We start from the raw sequence: 18,124 nt of genomic DNA, 5'->3' as shown, positions 1-18,124 counted from the left end.
TTGAAGTGTTTTACCCTCAGCGATATTATGAAATTCGCACTGCCATAGAAAATAGCCAGTTGATGTGTCACAAGGATTAATGTGTCTAACGATTATTACAACGATAAAGTTCAAGAAATCGCGCCTCAATATTTGTCGTTGTCGTTTGACCAAGTGCATAACAGTTGGGCGCACTACTTACCCGCTATTTTAGATAAACCCCATTCGACTATTCTTGATGTTGGCGCAGGCGTAGGCCGAGACGTGAGTCATATCGCCAATTTGCTCGCTGAAAAAAACCAAAGTGATAATCAGTGCCGTGTTTATGCTGTAGAGCCCGCATTAAAAATGCTGCAAGAAGGGCAAATCACAACCCAAGGGCAAAATGTTCATTGGCTGCAAGACGCATTACCCGCATTAGATAAAACCACACGTTTAGAAATTAGCTTTGACCTCATTTTACTCAGCGCCGTTTGGATGCACATTCCCGTTACTCAACGAAGTCGCTCACTACGAAAACTAGCCAATTTGCTTAAACCCGGCGGTAAAATAGTGATATCGCTGAAATTTGGTATGACAGCCGAAGAGCAGCATGAAAGGAAAATGTTCGACGTCAGCGTAGAAGAGGTAGAGGCACTCGCACAAAGCCTAGGCTTGTTTTCAAAGCTCGAATCGCAGAACAAAAAAGACCAACTCGGTCGTGAAGGTGTTTACTGGCAAACCCTTGTATTGCAAATGCCAGACGATGGCACAGGTGCCTTTCCGTTTATCCGTCATGTGGCCATTAATGACGGTAAATCTGCCACGCACAAACTGGCATTGTTAAGAGTCTTATTAAGAATTGCCGATGGTCATGCAGGCGCGGTACTAAGGCGAGAACCTTCTACAAACGGTGACAGAGTCATACTGCCATTGGGCTTGGTGGCTTTGTATTGGATACACCAATACAAAGATTTAATCGATCACTACGGGTTATTCCAAACACCGAATAAAAGCCCCAATATGGGGTTTATAAAAGACAACGGCTGGAGGCAACTGACTCACAGAGCCGCCGCCGATTTTCGTATTGGTAACGTTTTTATCGGTGCTGACGCAAAAGCGTTATACCGAGCACTTTCGGCCAGTACGCAAAATATAAGAGACATGCCCGGTAAGTACATTACCCTACCCAACAGTGATACTCGGGTGTTTGAAGTCGCCGCAAAAACCGTTAGAGCAAAAGACAGTTTGTTCTTAGATTTAGATTCTTTATCTAAGTGGGGAGAGTTCTCATTACCTGAAACCACGTGGTTGGCACTTAGCCGATATGCCTGCTGGATAGAGCCAGTTTTAGTCAGTGAATGGGTAAAAACCATGGCCGGCTACCAAGGCAACCAAGACTTCAGTTCGTCAGACAAGCAACACTTACTTTACCAAGCTTTGAAATGGGAAGAGCCAGTACGATCAACCACAGACGTTCGCCAACGCTTCGACGCCCTTGCCAGCACCCAACAAATGCAATGTGTATGGTCAGCGAAAACCTTGAAACGAAAATATGACATTGATCACAGCATGCCTTTTTCACGCTGGCCAAATAACGATTTATGGAACCTAGTGCCCAGCGACAGCAAGGTTAATAATAACAAGCGCGACAAATTACCCTCGGAAAAAACACTCAGTGCCGCCAAAGAGCGCATGCAACACTGGTGGGCATCAGCGTGGTTAAACGAAAACGATTCTAACCAAAAACAGCGCTTTTTCGCCGAAGCCAATATCGCATTGCCCGGGCTCAGTGCACAAAACGATTCTATCGATGATTTATTTGAAGCCCTACTGCTACAAAGAGGCCGCTTAAAAGATATGCAGCAATTGCGTGAGTGGTAGGGGAAAATTAAGAAATTAGTGAATTTGATTAAATATACGCCTGAATACTTCGGTTTTGCCGACCGTGGGCTTTTAGTTGCTATGCGCTTATTTAATATGAATGCACTGTTAAATTACGCTCACGAGAAGAAACAATGGTAAAAAATAACTACTTTGCTTTTATTGGTAAAAATAGTAATCTCATTTGTATAAAAATATTAAAAACAATGATTTACGTTCAATGGATATGAATATTTATGGCAAGTGATTTGGAGTTAGTATACCTTGCGTTTTATCGGATAAAGGAATTGTCACTAAAGTATGGTGACTCAATTCCTCGTCTGATTTCTATATTTCAACGAAGCTGTCTCAGCAGACTCTCATGTCCCTTTTAGATAAGGTTGCTGCTTATCTTGCGTCAAATCCATGGGTGAAAGCTAGGATGCTTGCTTCAGATTTGAATGAAAATCGAGGAAAGATAAATTCAATTCTCCATTCTAGAACCAACATTTTTCACAAGAATTCTGATAATCAATGGGGGGTGATAGAAAAGGAACAATCTGATACGACAAGTAAATTTTTGGATGACTATCCTGCAAAAAAAAACGTAAGTGTAACGATAGTTGTTGAAAATATAGACTTGGTTGAAAGGATTAAAGATGAGTTAAAAAAAACACCTAATCAAAAACCCAGATCGTTATCAGGATCATTAAATGAACCCCGTCAATTGGTGACTAGGACCCTTCACAGTTATCAGGATGTTTTTACAAAAGGTGAAGATAACAGATGGTCTATAAAGGCCGACTATGTCGATAACACAAGGGATCCGGACGCCGATCTAGAGGATGTAAGACCTGATGAAGTATCTGTTGGTCGCTTACCTGTAGCCGATTTCAAAGAGCAAGATAAACCCCCGCAGCAGGCCGTTATCGAGGCAAGGCTTGATAGAAGTTTTCTTGTCCTAGCGCCTCCGGGAACAGGAAAAACCCACACATTAATTGAAAGGCTGGTTTACGCCATCACCAAATCCTACCGAGAGGTGGATGCTGGGGAACTACTGGTGTTGAGCTTTACCCGTGCAGCAGTTGGAGAAGTTCGGGAGCGTATATCTAAAGCAATTAAGGATGGCGCGCCAAGCAGTCTGCGGTATGTGCAGGTAAAAACCTTTGATGCTTACGCTACTTGGTTGTTAAATGATGGTGGCTATGACATTGCTGGACAAACCTATGATGCAAGGATTCAGCTGCTTACTGAAAAACTTGAGACAGTAGAGTTAAGCCAAGTAACGGACCGTATTGGCCGTTCCCGTTATTTATTTGTTGATGAAATACAAGATCTGGTTGGCGTACGTGCCGATATGGTTTTTGAGTTGGTTAAGCGAATTCTCGCTCGTAAAGGCTCCGTTACTTTGTTAGGGGATCCTCACCAGTCCCTGAACGATTACCAAATCAAGGAAAACCAAACAGATTCTGCAGAGTTCCTACAAAAAGTACAGGACCATCTCAGTGGTGGATTAGAGCAATTTGAGCTAAAAGAATCACACCGCTACGAAACATCAGAAATGAAACAACTGGCCGCTGACGCAAAATTGATCCTTGATAATTTAGGGATAACAGCCGAGGATAAATTTTCTGCTTTAGTGAAGCTAATTCCTGATATTTCACAGGAACAGTTGATTGAAAAATTCAATAGCGAGTCAGTTGATGCCTTACTCTGCCGTTCTAATGGCGAGGTTTTCCGGTGGCTAAACTGGCACCAGGAGCAGGGCAATTCTTGCACCGTTAATGCTGGAGCAATTGGGCGGCCATGGCCGGCATGGATCGGTGAAGCGGTCATGCACTACCAGCAAGAGGTAATTACCTATCAAAATTTTATAAGTCGTGTCCATTCTAACGTTTCGGCAAGCACAATTCCCTCTGAAAGTGAGCTCGATAATTTTCTAAACAACGAACGTTTAGTGAGGCATAACGTTATTAACCTTGACGAGTTGGCCTTTCGCCTAAAATATCTTTCCCCTGCAATAAAAGGTGATTCGTCCGAAAAAGGATTAATCGTTTCAACAGTTCATAAAGCCAAAGGCCTCGAATATAAAAATGTAGTGGCTATCCAGCCAAGTCAGAACAATATTACGGACGAAGAAGTGCGCGTGCTTTATGTGGCAATAACTCGAGCTAAGAAGAGTATATCTCTACTTCCAAAAAAACAGGTGCCTTTCGGTGGTTATATGAAAAGGGGGTGGGGTGGTCATTATCGTTACTCGCAGAATGGCACGAAGTTTAATCAAATATTAGGTGTGGAAGACTTTAATTTGGAAGCGCTATTTATCTTGGAAAATGGAAGCGTCGATCAAGAAGCGCTTGTGAACTACTTATCTTGCTATAAAGAAAATCACAGGTTTATTATTAGGGCCGTGAGTCGTAATAAAGAGCTAGACCATAATTATTGTCTTTTTATGCTTACAGGCAATAAATCAGTTAAAATTTGCGCCGTTAGCGGACCTCTCCAGAAAGATTTAAATGCAATGTCACTTAAAAAAGAAAACGACCAGTGGGTTGCTGCCTACGGAGATGGTGGTGCGATGATGAATTTGGGGGGGGGCCTGAATTACCAAACCATCGTCCACCCAATTCAATCACCCATCCTCGCTAGACACATTGGCCCAGCCGGCGTCATGGTGTTCCCATTAATACAAGGTTTTTTCCCACTCTCAAGAGCAACAGGAGAATAACGTTTAATGAATAATCAGGAAGCGAGAGAAAGAATTCTCGAAGAAGTGGATCGCTATTTCGTCGGACCCGGTACTGATGATGAAGTCATCGAAGATAACCCTTGGGATTTCTATCACACTGCAATGCTATGGCCTGTGGGTGAAATGATCGACCCAGACGAAGATGATCAGGACAACGCCACCGGCATGGCCGACGATGCAGCCGAAGGTATCCTCAATATGGCTAACTGCGCTCAGCAGAGCGCCATGGGTATTTCAACCCAGCTCGAAAAAGTTGATCAGACAGTTGGTCTCGATTTTACCTGGGGTGAATATATTGGTTTTTGCAATTGTCATGCAGAACGTAAATCAATTTACAATTGGAAAAAAGAACGACAGCAACATGGCCCGAATGCTTGGCAACGAAAGGGTTACCGGCAAAGCTGTGAGATTAATGTCATCGCAGCATCCCCGAATGGTAAAGAGACCATCTACAGCAATAACGGAATAGAGGTTCGTAAAATACTACGAGAAACAGATGAGGCCATAATCCTAACGATAGTATTAATCAATAATCGTGATTACATCCCTGAAAACCGTTACAGCCGAATTATCTACCAGCCAGAAGTTAAGCTCAGCGCGCAGGACAGCGTGCCGTTTAAGGGGCGCGTCAACACCGGTAACAAAGTTGATGATGATGAGTTTTGGCTCTATGAGCTGCTCTATCACAATGCCAAGCAGTATGCCGTAGGTCATGGCTGTTCAGCTCAGTGGGACGAAGACACTGACACTGTCAGTGAAGTTAAAAGTATCTGGATACCCCGTCAAAAGGTCACCAAGGCCTCGGCTGACTTACCAGTTGATTTTAGTGACAGTAACAATAAGCCTTTATTTAATGACACAGAATTTCTTAATCTGGATGTGCTTTCAAAGCAAAACAACAAAGCTGGAATTATTAAAAAGCTAAGAAATCTTACTGACGTTTACGGTCAGTGGATAAATGATCGTGAAGATGAAATACCTGTTGTCACTAAAGGCTTTGGTAGGGACAAAGCGAGGGTCATTAATGTAGCCGGAAAGAATATTCAAATTTGTCGGGACCAGTTCAAACGTATTGATGTAGGGATCGACTATCTTGCTGACGAGAAAAATAGTAATGCTTGGCAGGCCTTCTGCCTAGCTAACGAAACCATCGCAGCCAGTATGCGGCAGTCCCGGCCTGATAAAGAGCCGCGTTGGCGTATTTTTCAGCTGGCCTTTGTGCTGCTGTCATTGCCTTCAACGATGGAGCGCGGCCACGAAGAGCGTGATGTGTTGGATCTCATTTGGTTCCCAACCGGTGGTGGTAAAACCGAGGCATATCTCGGTCTTTCGGCTATGTTACTTTTCTATCGTCGTTTGACCGCAGCAACGCCAGCGGAAGCAGCCGGTACCGCGGTACTTACCCGTTACACACTTCGCTTGTTGACCATTCAACAATTTGAGCGTGCCGCTACCATGATTTGTGCCGCCAATGTTGTCAGTGCGCAGCATGTGAAAAGTGGGCAGCACCCTGAATTTGAAATACAAAAAGCGTTTACCATCGGCCTGTTTGTTGGTGGTGCCGCAACCCCCAACTACTTAAAGCGCGCTGCTGAAATTATTGATGGTGAGGGTGATGATGATCAGTGCACCACGCTACCGATTCAGAAGTGCCCTTGGTGTAAGAGCGATCTGCATATGCATCAGCAAACTATCAGCGAGGGTACGAAGGAGCTGATAACTCCCTGTTCAAATAGCGATTGTGATTTTAATTCTGGGCTGCCGATTTTGATTGTTGATGAGCAAATTTACGAACATCCGCCATCAATCGTTATTGGCACCGTGGATAAATTTGCCATGATGTCATGGGTGCCCGATATGAAAGTGCTCTTTGGCGATGGTGCACGCAGGCCCGATCTGATTATTCAGGATGAGCTACATCTGATCTCCGATGCGCTTGGTACTGTAACGTCCCTTTACGAGGGCGCAATAGATTACCTGACGCAGACGGAAGAGGGACGGGTAAAAATTGTTGGTTCAACCGCTACGATTAGGCGAGCTGAAGAGCATGTAAGAAAACTGTTCAACAGAAAGCTCGCCCAGTTTCCGCCCAGTGGTATCAGCGCGAGTGATTCGTTTTTCTATCAGGTGGATGACACCCAGGACCGATTATACGTTGGGCTTCACTGTCAGGGGCGCTCACCCAAACATTCGCTTTCGCGCCTTGCAGGTAATATATCTCAGGCAAATATGTATCTCGACGATGACTGCAAAGACCCTTTCTATTCCTTGGTGATGTATTTTAACAGCTTGCGTGAATTAGGTGGTGCACTCGTACTACTCGAGGATGACGTACCCCGTTATCTGGATTCAATCCCTTTATCTAAAGGACAAAAAGTAAGAGAGCTCCCTCAAAAAAGAGAGCTTACCAGCCAGCTCAATCAGCAGCAGCTTGGGGAAATTCTTGACCAGCTTAATGTGGGTAAAGATGAAGATGACGATAACCCTGCAGTGGATGTTGTGCTCTCGACCAATATGATTTCAGTGGGTGTCGATGTCGGTCGACTCAACGCTATGATTGTGAACGGCCAGCCAAAAAATACTGCTGAGTACATTCAGGCATCCAGCCGGGTAGGTCGAGAGCCCGACAGTGCAGGTATCGTCTTCGCTATGTATAACTGGACCCGGCCGAGAGATCGCTCCCACTACGAGCGTTTCAAAGCCTTTCATCTGGCGTTCTACCGTCATGTCGAATCCACAAGTGTTACACCTTATGCTTCTCGCGCCAGAGACCGGGCGCTTCACGCAGTGCTTTTTGCGATGGTGCGCCAGTCGATCGATGAACTACGCCAAGATATTTCTGCAGGCAATATCCTCAAGCAAGGGATCAGGCAGCAAGTTGAAGAGCTGGCAGATTACATCACTGAGCGAGCAGGTATTGTTGATAGCGCAGAACAGGATAGTACTCGCGATTATCTGGAAGAATTAATTAAATACTGGGTCGAGTTTGCCGAAGGAGTTCGTGACGGTGGCCAGGATAATGTCTACTGGCAGCTACCATGGAAACGTAAAAAAGAGCTACGCAAAAAACGAGAAGATCTGGATAAGTACGAGTTACTCAAAAGTCCAGACGAGTATACCGATGATGGCCGCATCAAAACACCAACATCCATGCGCGATGTTGAACCGCCCACTAACGTTGAACTGATATACAAAAAATAATTATGGCTAAACCAAGATTTGGAAAAAAGGGTGGGACTAACCGCGGAATGAAAAAGGGCCCGATTGGCAAGGTTAGTCGCAGCCAGACGGTTACGACCTATGGGCCGGGTTCTCTCTATGAATTACGTACCTTTAAAGGCGGCGCTATCGCCAATTCGGTCATTGTGGCTGGTACACACCTTTGGCCAGTGGATGAAATGCAGGAAGTCTCCGAACCCACCCTAGCGGCATCGTTAGGTGTTGATCGATTTCTGATGCCTCCCTCTGCCGAAGACGATGATAACCCTGTGCCCGTGCCGGCTTACCGTTTTCCTGAATGGTTGGAATGCAATGAATGCCACCGCTTAGGTCACGTCAACATTCGCTTCGATGAAGAAATCGACGCGCCTCCCAAGTGTAGTGCTAATGACTGTAATGGTTATGGCGTGCCAACTAGGTTGGTAGTCGCGTGTCACCCGGGAGATGGGGATGCCAGTGGTAATTCACCCGGGCATATTGATGATTTTCCTTGGACTTGGTGGGCTCATTCACAGTCAGGAGAAACAACATGCAAGAGCCCCGAAATCTATTTGGAGGCAAAGGGCAAGAAAGCTGGCATTTCAGGTTTGGTGGTTCAATGCAAAGCGAAAGACTGTGGCGCTTCACGGAGCCTAGAGGGCGTATTCAATAAAGATGCCATTGCGTGGAGCTGTAAAGGCTATCGCCCGTGGTTGGGCTCTAGAAATGATGATGGGACATGTGAGCCTTGCGAAAGGCCTGTGCGGACATTGCTTCGAGGTGCATCCAACATCTATTTCCCTGTTTCGGCATCGGCCATTTCCATACCGCCGCTATCATCAAAATTGATACAGGAAATCGTTGTTAGGGGAAGGCCTATTCTTAATTCCCTCAAGCAGGATCATGCCGACGGTAAAGCCATTGATCGAGAGATGTACATCAATCTGTTCCAAAACGGCATTCCTGGTTTTCGCCGTTATGAACGTGACCAGATTGGCATGGCAATGGATATCCTGCTAGAAAATGCAGCGGCAGGTGGTCAGAAGCTGACCGAAGCCCAGCAGAAAGACCGTGAGAGGCAGGCGCTCACTCATGACTCCGATGAAGACCAGTTAGAGGATGATTTTGAAAATAAAGTTGTCGAGGACTACGACTTACAGAAAGCACATTTACTGAAGGACTATCTGGAACTTCTCGCCAAAGTGCATCGCCTTAGAGAGGTTCGCGCCCTTCGAGGGTTCCAGCGAATAGAGAGCTCACCTGTTGCCGACAGTTACAGTCAAGCCTGTGCGCCCTTATCAAAATTCCCTGAAGACTGGCTCCCGGCTATAGAAACCCGCGGTGAAGGTATTTACTTTGAGCTCTCCAAAGATCGCTTGGCAGAGTGGGAAACTGACGAAGCGGTACTAACTCATATCGCCCCGTTGGTTGCCAACTATCTACGCTACTGTGAAGACCGTGGAATCGAAGACATTGATATGGACTTAGTAGCCCCCGGCTACCTAATGATCCACACCTTATCTCATCTGTTAATCAAACAGCTCTCACTGGAATGCGGTTATTCCAGTGCATCGATACGTGAGCGTCTGTTCTATGGCCGCAGTGAAGGTGAGCAGTGGTGCGGCGTATTATTGTATACCGCTTCGGGCAGCGCGGACGGTACTTTGGGTGGCCTCGTACGCCAGGGTGAGCCTGAGAATCTCGACAAGATGATGGCCTCATCATTAGAAAATGCCCGCTGGTGTTCCTCTGATCCCCTGTGTATTGAAAGTGCAGGGCAAGGCGTTGATGCGCTTAACTTGGCCGCCTGCCATGCCTGTTCTCTAGTGTCAGAAACCAGTTGTGAGCAACGTAACCTGTTACTCGATAGAGCTTTGCTGGTCGGTACACCCGATAACCCAGAGATCGGTTTCTTTCATGACTACCTTCACGGAGATAATCATTAATGGCGCAGATGATTCCCCCAACACCTGGAGAAGCCGGTGATGAGCGAGTGCCGTATGGCGAACAGGAAGTTTTTACTCAGCTAAAAAAACATACGCCTGATGACTGGTTGGTGTTGCATTCCCTTCGGTTAAAAAACCACGAATTCAAAAAGTCAGGCGAAGCGGATTTTGTGGTAATCACTGATCAAGGTGTACTGGTGATTGAAGTAAAAGGGGGCAAGAACTACCGAAATAAAGCCGGAAAATGGGTGCAAGAAAAACGAGGAAAGCCCGATCGGGAAAAAAACGAAAGCCCATTCAAGCAGACCATGGACGCCTACTTTGCCATCGAAAGGTACCTGAAGAAAGCAGGCCATAAAGAGCTTACCGAGCGCCTGCCCTGGGGATGGGGTGTGATAATGCCACATTGTATACCCGAGCTACCTGAAGATGACCCGGAAATCGACCATGAGATGCTGCTTGATCAGAAACACTTTCCTGAAGGGCTGGTCGATTGGACAAACTCCTTAGTCGAATACTGGCGTGAAGATAACAACCGCAAAAAGTTCCCCAGGTTGCGCAATGGTCGTCAGATGCAAAACGGCTTGCCGCCCACTACCCGTGATGAATTGAAAGAGCTACTGCGCCCCCGCGTCGAGTGCTACACAGGCCTTGGCCAAGCGACACGTGAGGCAGAACAGAGCTTAATTAGGCTCACAGAAAAACAGTGCCAGTTACTGATCGCCACTAGGAGCAAATCCACCCCGCGCGCCATTATTGAAGGAGCAGCCGGCACCGGCAAAACGCTACTGGCCTTTGAGTTCGCCAAAGAGTGTGCTGTAAAAGGTGAGAAGGTGCTTCTGGTTTGTTACAACGTTAATCTGGCCCGCCTGTTACAGAGCAAGGCCGCTCAGTTTCCTGAGATGGCAACAGTGACCATCGATAACTACCACCAGTTGGTTAAAGGCTTGCGTAATCAGGCAGGCTTAACCACTACCTTCTCCAGTGACTGGGGTGATTTTAATCAACGCTGTTTTGATCTAGTAGCAGAAGCGATAGATAGCCTCGGTGATGCCGCGTTGTTCGACCGCATCATTATGGATGAGGGCCAAGATCTGATGAGTGAAGCCTTTCTTGATGTCTTAGATTTGCTACTTAAAGACGGGCTGACTCCACCACCCGATGAGCCTCGCAAAGGTGGAAAATGGTTGGTAGCCATGGACAGGGCGCAGGCGCTCTATACCAATAATTTTGAAGAGAAGGCGCTAGATAGGTTGGAGCGTTACACTCGAGCCACATTAGAGTTGGTAGAAAACTGCCGTAACACGCGCCCTGTTGCCATCCATGTGTATGGCTTCAGCAAGGCAGGTTCCTGTGAGGTAATGACAGTCGAAGGCCCCGCGCCAGTTATTGATTATTTCTCTAATCAAAAAACTTTTATCAAACTTTTGCGCAGCTATATCAACGATACCCTGCGAGAATACGCCAAAGTGGATCAATCGCCCTTTGATATTGCCATCCTTACCGCCCGCAAAGATCTGATCCCCGATATACTCTTCGAACCTGGTATGCTGAACCGCCCCTTGAAAAGATACCGGGACGCTAACAAGACGGATATTGTCTGGGAAACAATTCACGGTTTCAAAGGCCTTGAAGCCTCCACCGTTATCCTAATCGGGGTAGAAGAGCTGGCTGATGAGCAGATGCGCCAGCTGATGTATGTGGGTGGAAGTAGAGCAAGGACACGGTTAATTTGGTTATTACCTGAAGATTGTTCAAATAGTGTGCAGGCAGGCCTGTTAGAGGTGCAAAAACAACTAACAGAAGAAATTGATCCCTAGTTAAATAAAAACTAATAGGGAATTATTACGGCTAAAAAGTATGATCCAGATAATTGTTATTTTGAGAACTTAAATGGGTCACTAATAGGCAGTATTTTTACTCCTATAGTCACCGCTGTACTAGTAGAGCAAATGAAATTGATTTTAAAGCTATGAATATGATAAATGAGTTACATTCTTATACCTCTATTGAGGCATTGAGCGCTGGTATAACTAAATCATTAATTGATAAGTCAGTTTTCAAATGGTCTTTTCCTGAAGATTTTGACGCACTTTTTACGCGCATGTCTGAATTGGCCTTTGGTGATGATAAATTAAAAGTAATTGCTATATTAGGGCGCATAGAAGCTGCACTTAAAAAGCCTGTTTTTGATATTGCAGAAGTAGTCAAGCTAGCGCCTGCTGCTCCTGCCATACAGCAACTTAAAGAAGGTGATGATAGGTATTACGCGGCTTTAATGATCAAAAGGTTGTCACCAGACTGGATTTTCTCATGGGCCATGCAGAATTTTTGGGCTGAACCAGCAGTTGAAAAAGGACGATTGGTTTTTCTTTACATAATATTTGAGCATGCTGAAAACTTTGAAACTATGCTTTCAGAGTTAGGCAAAGTTGGGCGGATTTTCTTGAAGGAGAAAGAGCTCAATGAGTCAAAAGTGGTGGCGCTACTTCTCCGAATTCTTAAATCTATACGTACCCTTTGTCAGCAAAATGAATTTGATTGTAACCTGAACGTTGGGAAAGTTATTGATGACTTCGTTGGGAGTTGTTTTTCACACTTTTCACGTGACCAAGTTAAAGCTAACTCACGCAAAAATCTGGTACCTGAGGTTATTGGATTATTACTTGATCTGGTGGGACAACGTTTTTCCTTGGCAATTGAATATGAGCATTACAGTGCTTTGAAGCGAATCAGGACTTGGTGTGACGATGCTGTATGGCGGGAAGTCTGTATTAAAGAAAAAGTAATGTTTAAGTTGAGTAAAACTATTGCTGAGGCGCTGCTTATTTTGGCCCGTCAAAATATTACTGATGGTGAATTGTTAATGCGCCTCAAAAATAGCGTTAGTTCTGAATCGCAGTTTGCTGATCACTGTCGTCGAATTGCAGAGTCTGGGCTTCTTGATGACGCTATTATTGAATGGTTGAAGGCTGGCGGGAAAAAAATAGCCACAAAGAAGACTATCAGTGCTGAACTTGAAGTGTGTAAAAAAGGTGAGTTATCTGGCGTTGGGGATTTACTGTTACGTGTATATGAAGGTAAAGCAAGCTTCAATGCTTTGAACAGCTCATTGGATGATCTTGAACTCTTCGATCCTAGTTTGATTCCAGTTATTAATGATGTTTCGAATCAATGGAAAATAGTTAGCGGACTAGTATATAGCCTTGCTAGTAAACAATTCATCAGTCTAGTTGGCAATCTTGGCCAACAAGTTGATGTTGACCGAAAACTTTTTGAAGTGGCCGAAGGTTTCTCTGATGACCAGCGAAATGGTGTGGTCGTCAGGCCAGCAGTATTGATGGTGGTAAACGGTAAAACCCAAGTTATTAAGAAAGGTATTGTAAAAACAGTCTAGATATAGCGCAAGGAACACGAAATGTCTGATAACAAAAAGAACAATATTCTGTTTGAAAATTTAATTAACCGCTTGCTGTTAAACGAGCTCTCAGGACAGTATTCATTACCCGGAGTGATAACAGAAGAAGAAAGGGATGCTTTACTCTTTGCAGGGCAGCTAATAGGTGACGCACAACAAGTTAAGTCCCCCCATACCGAGACCGTGCTAAGTCCACTTCTGCAAGCACAAGTGGACTTAGCACGGCAGATTGAACCGCCAAATGAAGTTGAGACCGTTTATGATGTAGTGAGTAAAGCTCCAATTTTAAGCGAATCTGATTCAGGTGACGTGGTCGAGCAAGTGATGTCATCGCAGGGAATTGAGGCACTTTTAGACACTGATGTACTTTATCCAGACAATTTTCTCCCTAATATTAAGCTCGGTCTAGATTTTGGCACTGCCTATTCCAAAGCCTGTATGGTTAAAGTTGAGAATGGTGAAGAAAATATCCTTGATCTTCCTCTTGGCATCTATGCAGGAGAAGACGCACTGCAAATGCCGGTTCATTCTTCGTTATTTATTGACCCAGACGGCCGTCTTTATTTTGGCCCCATTGCAGTTGAAAAAAGCCTCGACGCTAGGGCTGCTGGGTTTGGGGTCTCTCGAATCGATTCGATTAAATCATTTCTAATCGATGAAAATAGAGTCACAATAGATGATTCACCTTTATCAAAGATATATAACCCAACTGATACAGACGTATCAAAAGCGGCACTGTTAACCTTTTACCTAGGTTACTTACTTTATTTGGTGCGAGAAGCGGCTAGTGACCGACATGATGTAAATATTAGTGAAATTCAACGGCGTATAAGTCTTCCATGTTACGAGCCCAATCATAGAATCAAGGTGATAAAAGAAATTACTAAACTTTTCACTTTAGGTGAAGTCCTCGGTAAATCATTCCGCGAAGAATGGGAGAATGGTTTCAGGATTCAAGACGTGAAGTATTTGTATGACTGGATGAGACTGAATATTAATAAGAATTCACCATATATTGAATGCTTCTTGGAGGAGCCTCTAGCTGTTGCGGGCAGCCGTTTGGGTATCAATGGATCGTCTTTAGGAAATGTCTGCATGATTGTAGATGTAGGAGCGGGGACTACTGATTTTACTATGTTTGAAATTTTTGCTGAAGCTAAAAAAGACCATACTATTGCGACTGAGGTTAAAGGTTCAGAATATGGAGTTCCTGTCGCCGGTGATAAATTAGATAAAACGTTATTAGCCTATATAATGAAAGATGCAGGCATATCACGCACAAGTGAAAAATATAAGGAGGTATTAGTCTCACTTCGGCTTGATATAAGAGATTATAAAGAAAGGTTGTTCAGAGATAATATCCTCACCTACTCCATACTTGGAGGTCTTACTGGGCAAGTAAAGTTAAGCGATTTTATGCAAGAAAAATCGATAAAGAATTTTTCCCAAGAATTACGTAAAGCTTTTGTTCACGTTTTATCATCTATTCATCCCTCTTGGATAAAAACAAAAATTCGACAGAAAAATACACATTCTAAACTGCCGGTTATTCTGACTGGGGGGGGAGCCAACTTGCCTATGGTGAGAAAGCTGGCGAAGGGAACTATTGACGTAGATGGTTATCCGATTCAACTTTTTCTTTCTCCTGCCGTGCCTAAATGGATTGTTGATGCATACAAAGGTGAAATTATTGAACTCTATCCTCAGATGGCCGTATCCATTGGTAGTGCGAAGGAGTATGTTATCGAAAAAACGGGGGTACAGGAAGAGTACGTGAATAGCCTTTTGTAAATATTAAATTGTGAACTAAGCTACACGTCCAAATTTAATATTCTTAAACTTATTACAATTATATATTCCCCTTCAAACAAGTAGTGAAATAAAAATACCGTATTGAGCTACTTTTGTTTTAAGTGCATGTTTTACATTAGATAGAAAACCAAAGATTCCAAAAGTTTAATTAGAATGACTTCATAGCTTATAAATATATGTATAAACAATATCAGCAATCTTATTGGCTAGAAAAGGTGGCACAGCATTCCCAACCTGGACATATTGTTGAGTCCTGTTTCCAACAAAGAAGTAATTGTCGGGGAAGGTTTGAATGCGGGCCGCTTCTCTTACTGTAAAGCTTCTGCACTGGCTTGGGTCGTAATGGATGTAGTAATGACCATCTTTGGAAATATGGCTTGTTACTGTGGTGGCTGGAGTGTGGGATAGCTGAACTCTGAAACGGTCTGCAAACTTTCCACTACTAAAGTTTTCATGGTTAGGTTTTAGTAAGTTAGGATAATCTTTAGATTTTGGGAATGGATTACCCCATTTATTTTTCTTAGCTACTAATGCCCACGTACTGCAAAACATATATCGGTGAAGATCTTTTTCGATATGTCCGCGGGTTTCGTGATTGACTACATAATCGCCCAGCTTGGTATCTTTGTACCAATTTTCTAAGGCTATATTATTTTTAATTGATAAACCTTTGGTTTTCTTAACGCCAAAGTTATTACCTTGTTTTTGCTTGGGCACATTTAATTTATCAATGGTTGTTACTATATGTTGGGCTATTGATTCAAGTCCCGAATCTTGTAATGTTTTTGAAAGTTTTGCTTTTGAATTTTTAAGTGTTTCGACCCAGCTTTCATCGTTATTTATTCCTTTGGATAGTCCACTTCTTAGTTTTGGTAAATCGTTAAGAACGTCTTGAGTTGACGTTTGAGTCGCAGTCGGGGATAGAATTAGGCTGTTGTCCCACTTATCGGCAATATCTTCTCGTAAACCAAGCAAAATTACGCGGTGTCTACGCTGTGGAATGCCGAAATCCTCAGTTTTGATTATATAATTTTTTGCAGCTGTAACTTCATCGTGTCCTGCTTTAACACCATTTTCTGGAGAAGGGCACACTAGAGATACAATACGATAGTTGTGACGAGATCTTCCTTTTTGTACCACAGTATTTGTCGCTTTACAGGGGTTATGCAGATCTTTTCGCATGTTATCGAAAATAGACTCTCCATTGATCTTTGCAGATAGAAGGCCTTTGACGTTTTCCATCACAAAGACTAAAGGTTGATACTTGGCTATTACCTTTAAGTACTCAAGATACAAAAAGTTCCTAGGGTCATCTTCGGCTTTGTAGTCTTTTATTCCAAGGTTCCTGGCACGACCAACTAGTGAATATGCCTGACAAGGTGGGCCACCTATAAGCATGCACTCATCAGAGCCAATAGCTTCAGCGATAGCAACATCAATTTCTTTATTGTGTTCACCGAGGGTAAAGCATCTGGCTTCTTTTTGAGCGGCGCTAACTTGTTTTGCAAAACGTTCTATTTTGTAGAGTTGGTCTTCAGGATTTTTTCCTAACTCGCCGCGTAGAAACTGATAATACTCTTCGGGAGTGTCGTCACCAAACTGTCGATAAAATGCGCGAAGCGTTAAGGTCCGATGAGCACTTGTTTCTTTTTCTATAGAAATGGCTATTTTGAAAGGGTTAGATGCATTTTCTTTATAAGCAGAAAATCCTTCCCCAAGACCGCCAGGCCCAGCAAAGAGGTCAATTATTTTTATTGGTTTTGTCATTCAAAATAGCAATGGAAATTTTATGCAGTATCATACTAGGATAATAAGCCTAATCCAGTATTTATCACTTTTAAGTCGGCGCAGCCGATGCTCTTGTCTTTTGATCTGCCCTTGCATGTATGTTCGCCAATTATCTAGTGAATTTTATTGAATAATTTGGATGGGTGACGATTATGAAGAACATACGAGTGGTTAATATGAAATGTTTACACACGATTGGATAGAAGCAATGCGTGCCGACTTGATAAATATTACAACTAATTGTTTTTTCCTAATCTATTAGCCAAGGAGAGTTCAAAATATTAGATAAATGAAAACAAGAATTATGAGGACAACCATGATAACGACACTGTGCTTTTGATTAGTCTCTGGCCTCAAACGGGTGTTTCTCGTTAATTTGATGCGCTGGTAATTCTTATAAACAACTCTGTACCGCTTACACTTTAACCTCGATAAAGGCCTTTTAATAAGCTATATATCAATAACTTAGATTGGGCACTAAGCTTGCAAACATGACTGCTGTCATACTCATAAATCTATAAAGGGAAAGTCACCATGATCGATCTTACCTATTCGTCTTATACGGCGTTTTACTTCTATTTAGTGATGCTACTAGTGCAGTGGGCGGTCGCGACGTTTAGTAAGGCTAAGCAGCCAAATGCGATCCCTGGCAAGATAGATGAAAACTTATCTCACGATAGTTTTGTGTTTAGAGCACACCGTACATTCCAAAATACCTTAGAGAACAGCGCCCTGTTTGTCGGCACGGTGCTTTTCGCGTTTCTTCTTAATGTGCAGAGCCCTATATTTGCTATTTGTGTGTGGGTGTATCTAGCCGCTAGGCTAGTGCATATGGTGTTGTACTATGCTATTTCGACAGAGAAAAACCCAAGCCCACGTACTTACTTCTTCTTGATTGGCCTGTTGGCAAATGTGGTGATGTTGGTCTTGTTAGGGTTAAGGCTCATTTAGCGACAGCGCGTTAACGAAGCTCTCACGATAACGCCCGTTATCGTGACATACACGGGCGTAATGACAGTAAGAGCATAGATTAAGCGAGGTGTGAGTGTTCAAAGGCCATAGGGTAAAAAACTGCTCTTTGTGTTTCACCGGACACTTTATTTCTGCCGGTCTCTTTCGAGTTATAAAGTGCTAGATCGGCTCTTTCTAGTGCCTCCCCCCAAGAGTTATCCGCTTGTGCAGATAAGGTAAAACCTACACTGAATGTTACTTTGATTGTAACGTCATTTGACCTAAACGTTGTTTGTGCAACCGTTCTACGGATACGTTCGGCAATTGTGTGCAGCTCGTGATCGTTTGTGTCACTTACTAATATTGCGAATTCTTCACCACCTAATCGAAAGCAGTGATCAAAGTCCCTCATTAAACCCTTAGTGACGTTACTTATTTTTA

At 43.7% G+C, this 18,124-nt stretch carries 10 protein-coding genes; 8 read left to right on the top strand and 2 right to left on the bottom strand.

Annotated features, from left to right (window positions below):
* Positions 1-81 precede the first annotated feature (81 nt).
* The 7 genes from PATL_RS21040 to PATL_RS21010 all read left to right on the top strand — a co-directional run bounded on the left by PATL_RS21040 (position 82) and on the right by PATL_RS21010 (position 14,923).
* On the top strand, positions 82-1,842 hold the full coding sequence (locus PATL_RS21040) for a class I SAM-dependent methyltransferase (RefSeq protein ID WP_011576797.1): 1,761 nt from the start codon (positions 82-84) through the stop codon (positions 1,840-1,842).
* 361 nt (positions 1,843-2,203) lie between these two features.
* Positions 2,204-4,549 (top strand): UvrD-helicase domain-containing protein, encoded by a 2,346-nt coding sequence (locus PATL_RS21035; protein WP_041714137.1) that lies wholly within the window; start codon positions 2,204-2,206, stop codon positions 4,547-4,549.
* Positions 4,550-4,555: 6 nt separating this feature from the next.
* Positions 4,556-7,771 (top strand): helicase-related protein, encoded by a 3,216-nt coding sequence (locus PATL_RS21030; RefSeq protein WP_011576795.1) that lies wholly within the window; start codon positions 4,556-4,558, stop codon positions 7,769-7,771.
* 2 nt (positions 7,772-7,773) lie between these two features.
* Positions 7,774-9,714 carry a DrmB family protein gene (gene drmB / locus PATL_RS21025; RefSeq protein ID WP_157043431.1) on the top strand — a complete coding sequence of 647 codons (1,941 nt, stop codon included), beginning with the start codon at positions 7,774-7,776 and terminating at the stop codon, positions 9,712-9,714.
* On the top strand, positions 9,714-11,534 hold the full coding sequence (locus tag PATL_RS21020) for a nuclease-related domain-containing DEAD/DEAH box helicase (RefSeq protein ID WP_011576793.1): 1,821 nt from the start codon (positions 9,714-9,716) through the stop codon (positions 11,532-11,534). The genes drmB and PATL_RS21020 overlap by 1 nt, the downstream gene beginning before the upstream one ends.
* Positions 11,535-11,692: 158 nt before the next feature.
* On the top strand, positions 11,693-13,111 hold the full coding sequence (locus PATL_RS21015) for a hypothetical protein (protein WP_041714136.1): 1,419 nt from the start codon (positions 11,693-11,695) through the stop codon (positions 13,109-13,111).
* A 21-nt stretch (positions 13,112-13,132) separates the two neighbouring features.
* Entirely contained in the window at positions 13,133-14,923 is a 1,791-nt protein-coding gene (locus tag PATL_RS21010; RefSeq protein ID WP_011576791.1) for a rod shape-determining protein, read from the top strand.
* Positions 14,924-15,103: 180 nt separating this feature from the next.
* On the opposite strand, the gene PATL_RS21005 is transcribed toward PATL_RS21010, so the two are convergent.
* Positions 15,104-16,711 (bottom strand): DNA cytosine methyltransferase, encoded by a 1,608-nt coding sequence (locus PATL_RS21005; protein ID WP_011576790.1) that lies wholly within the window; start codon positions 16,709-16,711, stop codon positions 15,104-15,106.
* Positions 16,712-17,266: 555 nt separating this feature from the next.
* Here PATL_RS21005 and PATL_RS21000 point away from each other — a divergent pair.
* Complete coding sequence (locus tag PATL_RS21000; RefSeq protein ID WP_011576789.1) at positions 17,267-17,683, top strand: MAPEG family protein; 417 nt, start codon at positions 17,267-17,269, stop codon at positions 17,681-17,683.
* A gap of 79 nt (positions 17,684-17,762) precedes the next feature.
* On the opposite strand, the gene PATL_RS20995 is transcribed toward PATL_RS21000, so the two are convergent.
* Positions 17,763-18,095: a GGDEF domain-containing protein gene (locus tag PATL_RS20995; protein WP_011576788.1), complete on the bottom strand. Its 333-nt coding sequence runs from the start codon at positions 18,093-18,095 to the stop codon at positions 17,763-17,765.
* Positions 18,096-18,124 lie beyond the last annotated feature (29 nt).

This window comes from Paraglaciecola sp. T6c (assembly GCF_000014225.1).
Lineage (GTDB): Bacteria > Pseudomonadota > Gammaproteobacteria > Enterobacterales > Alteromonadaceae > Paraglaciecola > Paraglaciecola atlantica_A.
Note: the sequence above shows the minus strand (reverse complement) of the source record. Positions and strands in the feature narration are given on the sequence as shown.

Bases quoted from the DNA above. Each gene is read 5' to 3' on its own strand.
- PATL_RS21000 (WP_011576789.1), top strand. From the start codon at position 17,267: ATGATCGATCTTACCTATTCGTCTTATACGGCGTTTTACTTCTATTTA.
- PATL_RS21035 (WP_041714137.1), top strand. From the start codon at position 2,204: ATGTCCCTTTTAGATAAGGTTGCTGCTTATCTTGCGTCAAATCCATGG.
- PATL_RS21005 (WP_011576790.1), bottom strand. From the start codon at position 16,711: ATGACAAAACCAATAAAAATAATTGACCTCTTTGCTGGGCCTGGCGGT.
- PATL_RS20995 (WP_011576788.1), bottom strand. From the start codon at position 18,095: ATGAGGGACTTTGATCACTGCTTTCGATTAGGTGGTGAAGAATTCGCA.
- PATL_RS21010 (WP_011576791.1), top strand. From the start codon at position 13,133: ATGTCTGATAACAAAAAGAACAATATTCTGTTTGAAAATTTAATTAAC.
- PATL_RS21030 (WP_011576795.1), top strand. From the start codon at position 4,556: ATGAATAATCAGGAAGCGAGAGAAAGAATTCTCGAAGAAGTGGATCGC.
- drmB (WP_157043431.1), top strand. From the start codon at position 7,774: ATGGCTAAACCAAGATTTGGAAAAAAGGGTGGGACTAACCGCGGAATG.
- PATL_RS21020 (WP_011576793.1), top strand. From the start codon at position 9,714: ATGGCGCAGATGATTCCCCCAACACCTGGAGAAGCCGGTGATGAGCGA.
- PATL_RS21015 (WP_041714136.1), top strand. From the start codon at position 11,693: ATGATAAATGAGTTACATTCTTATACCTCTATTGAGGCATTGAGCGCT.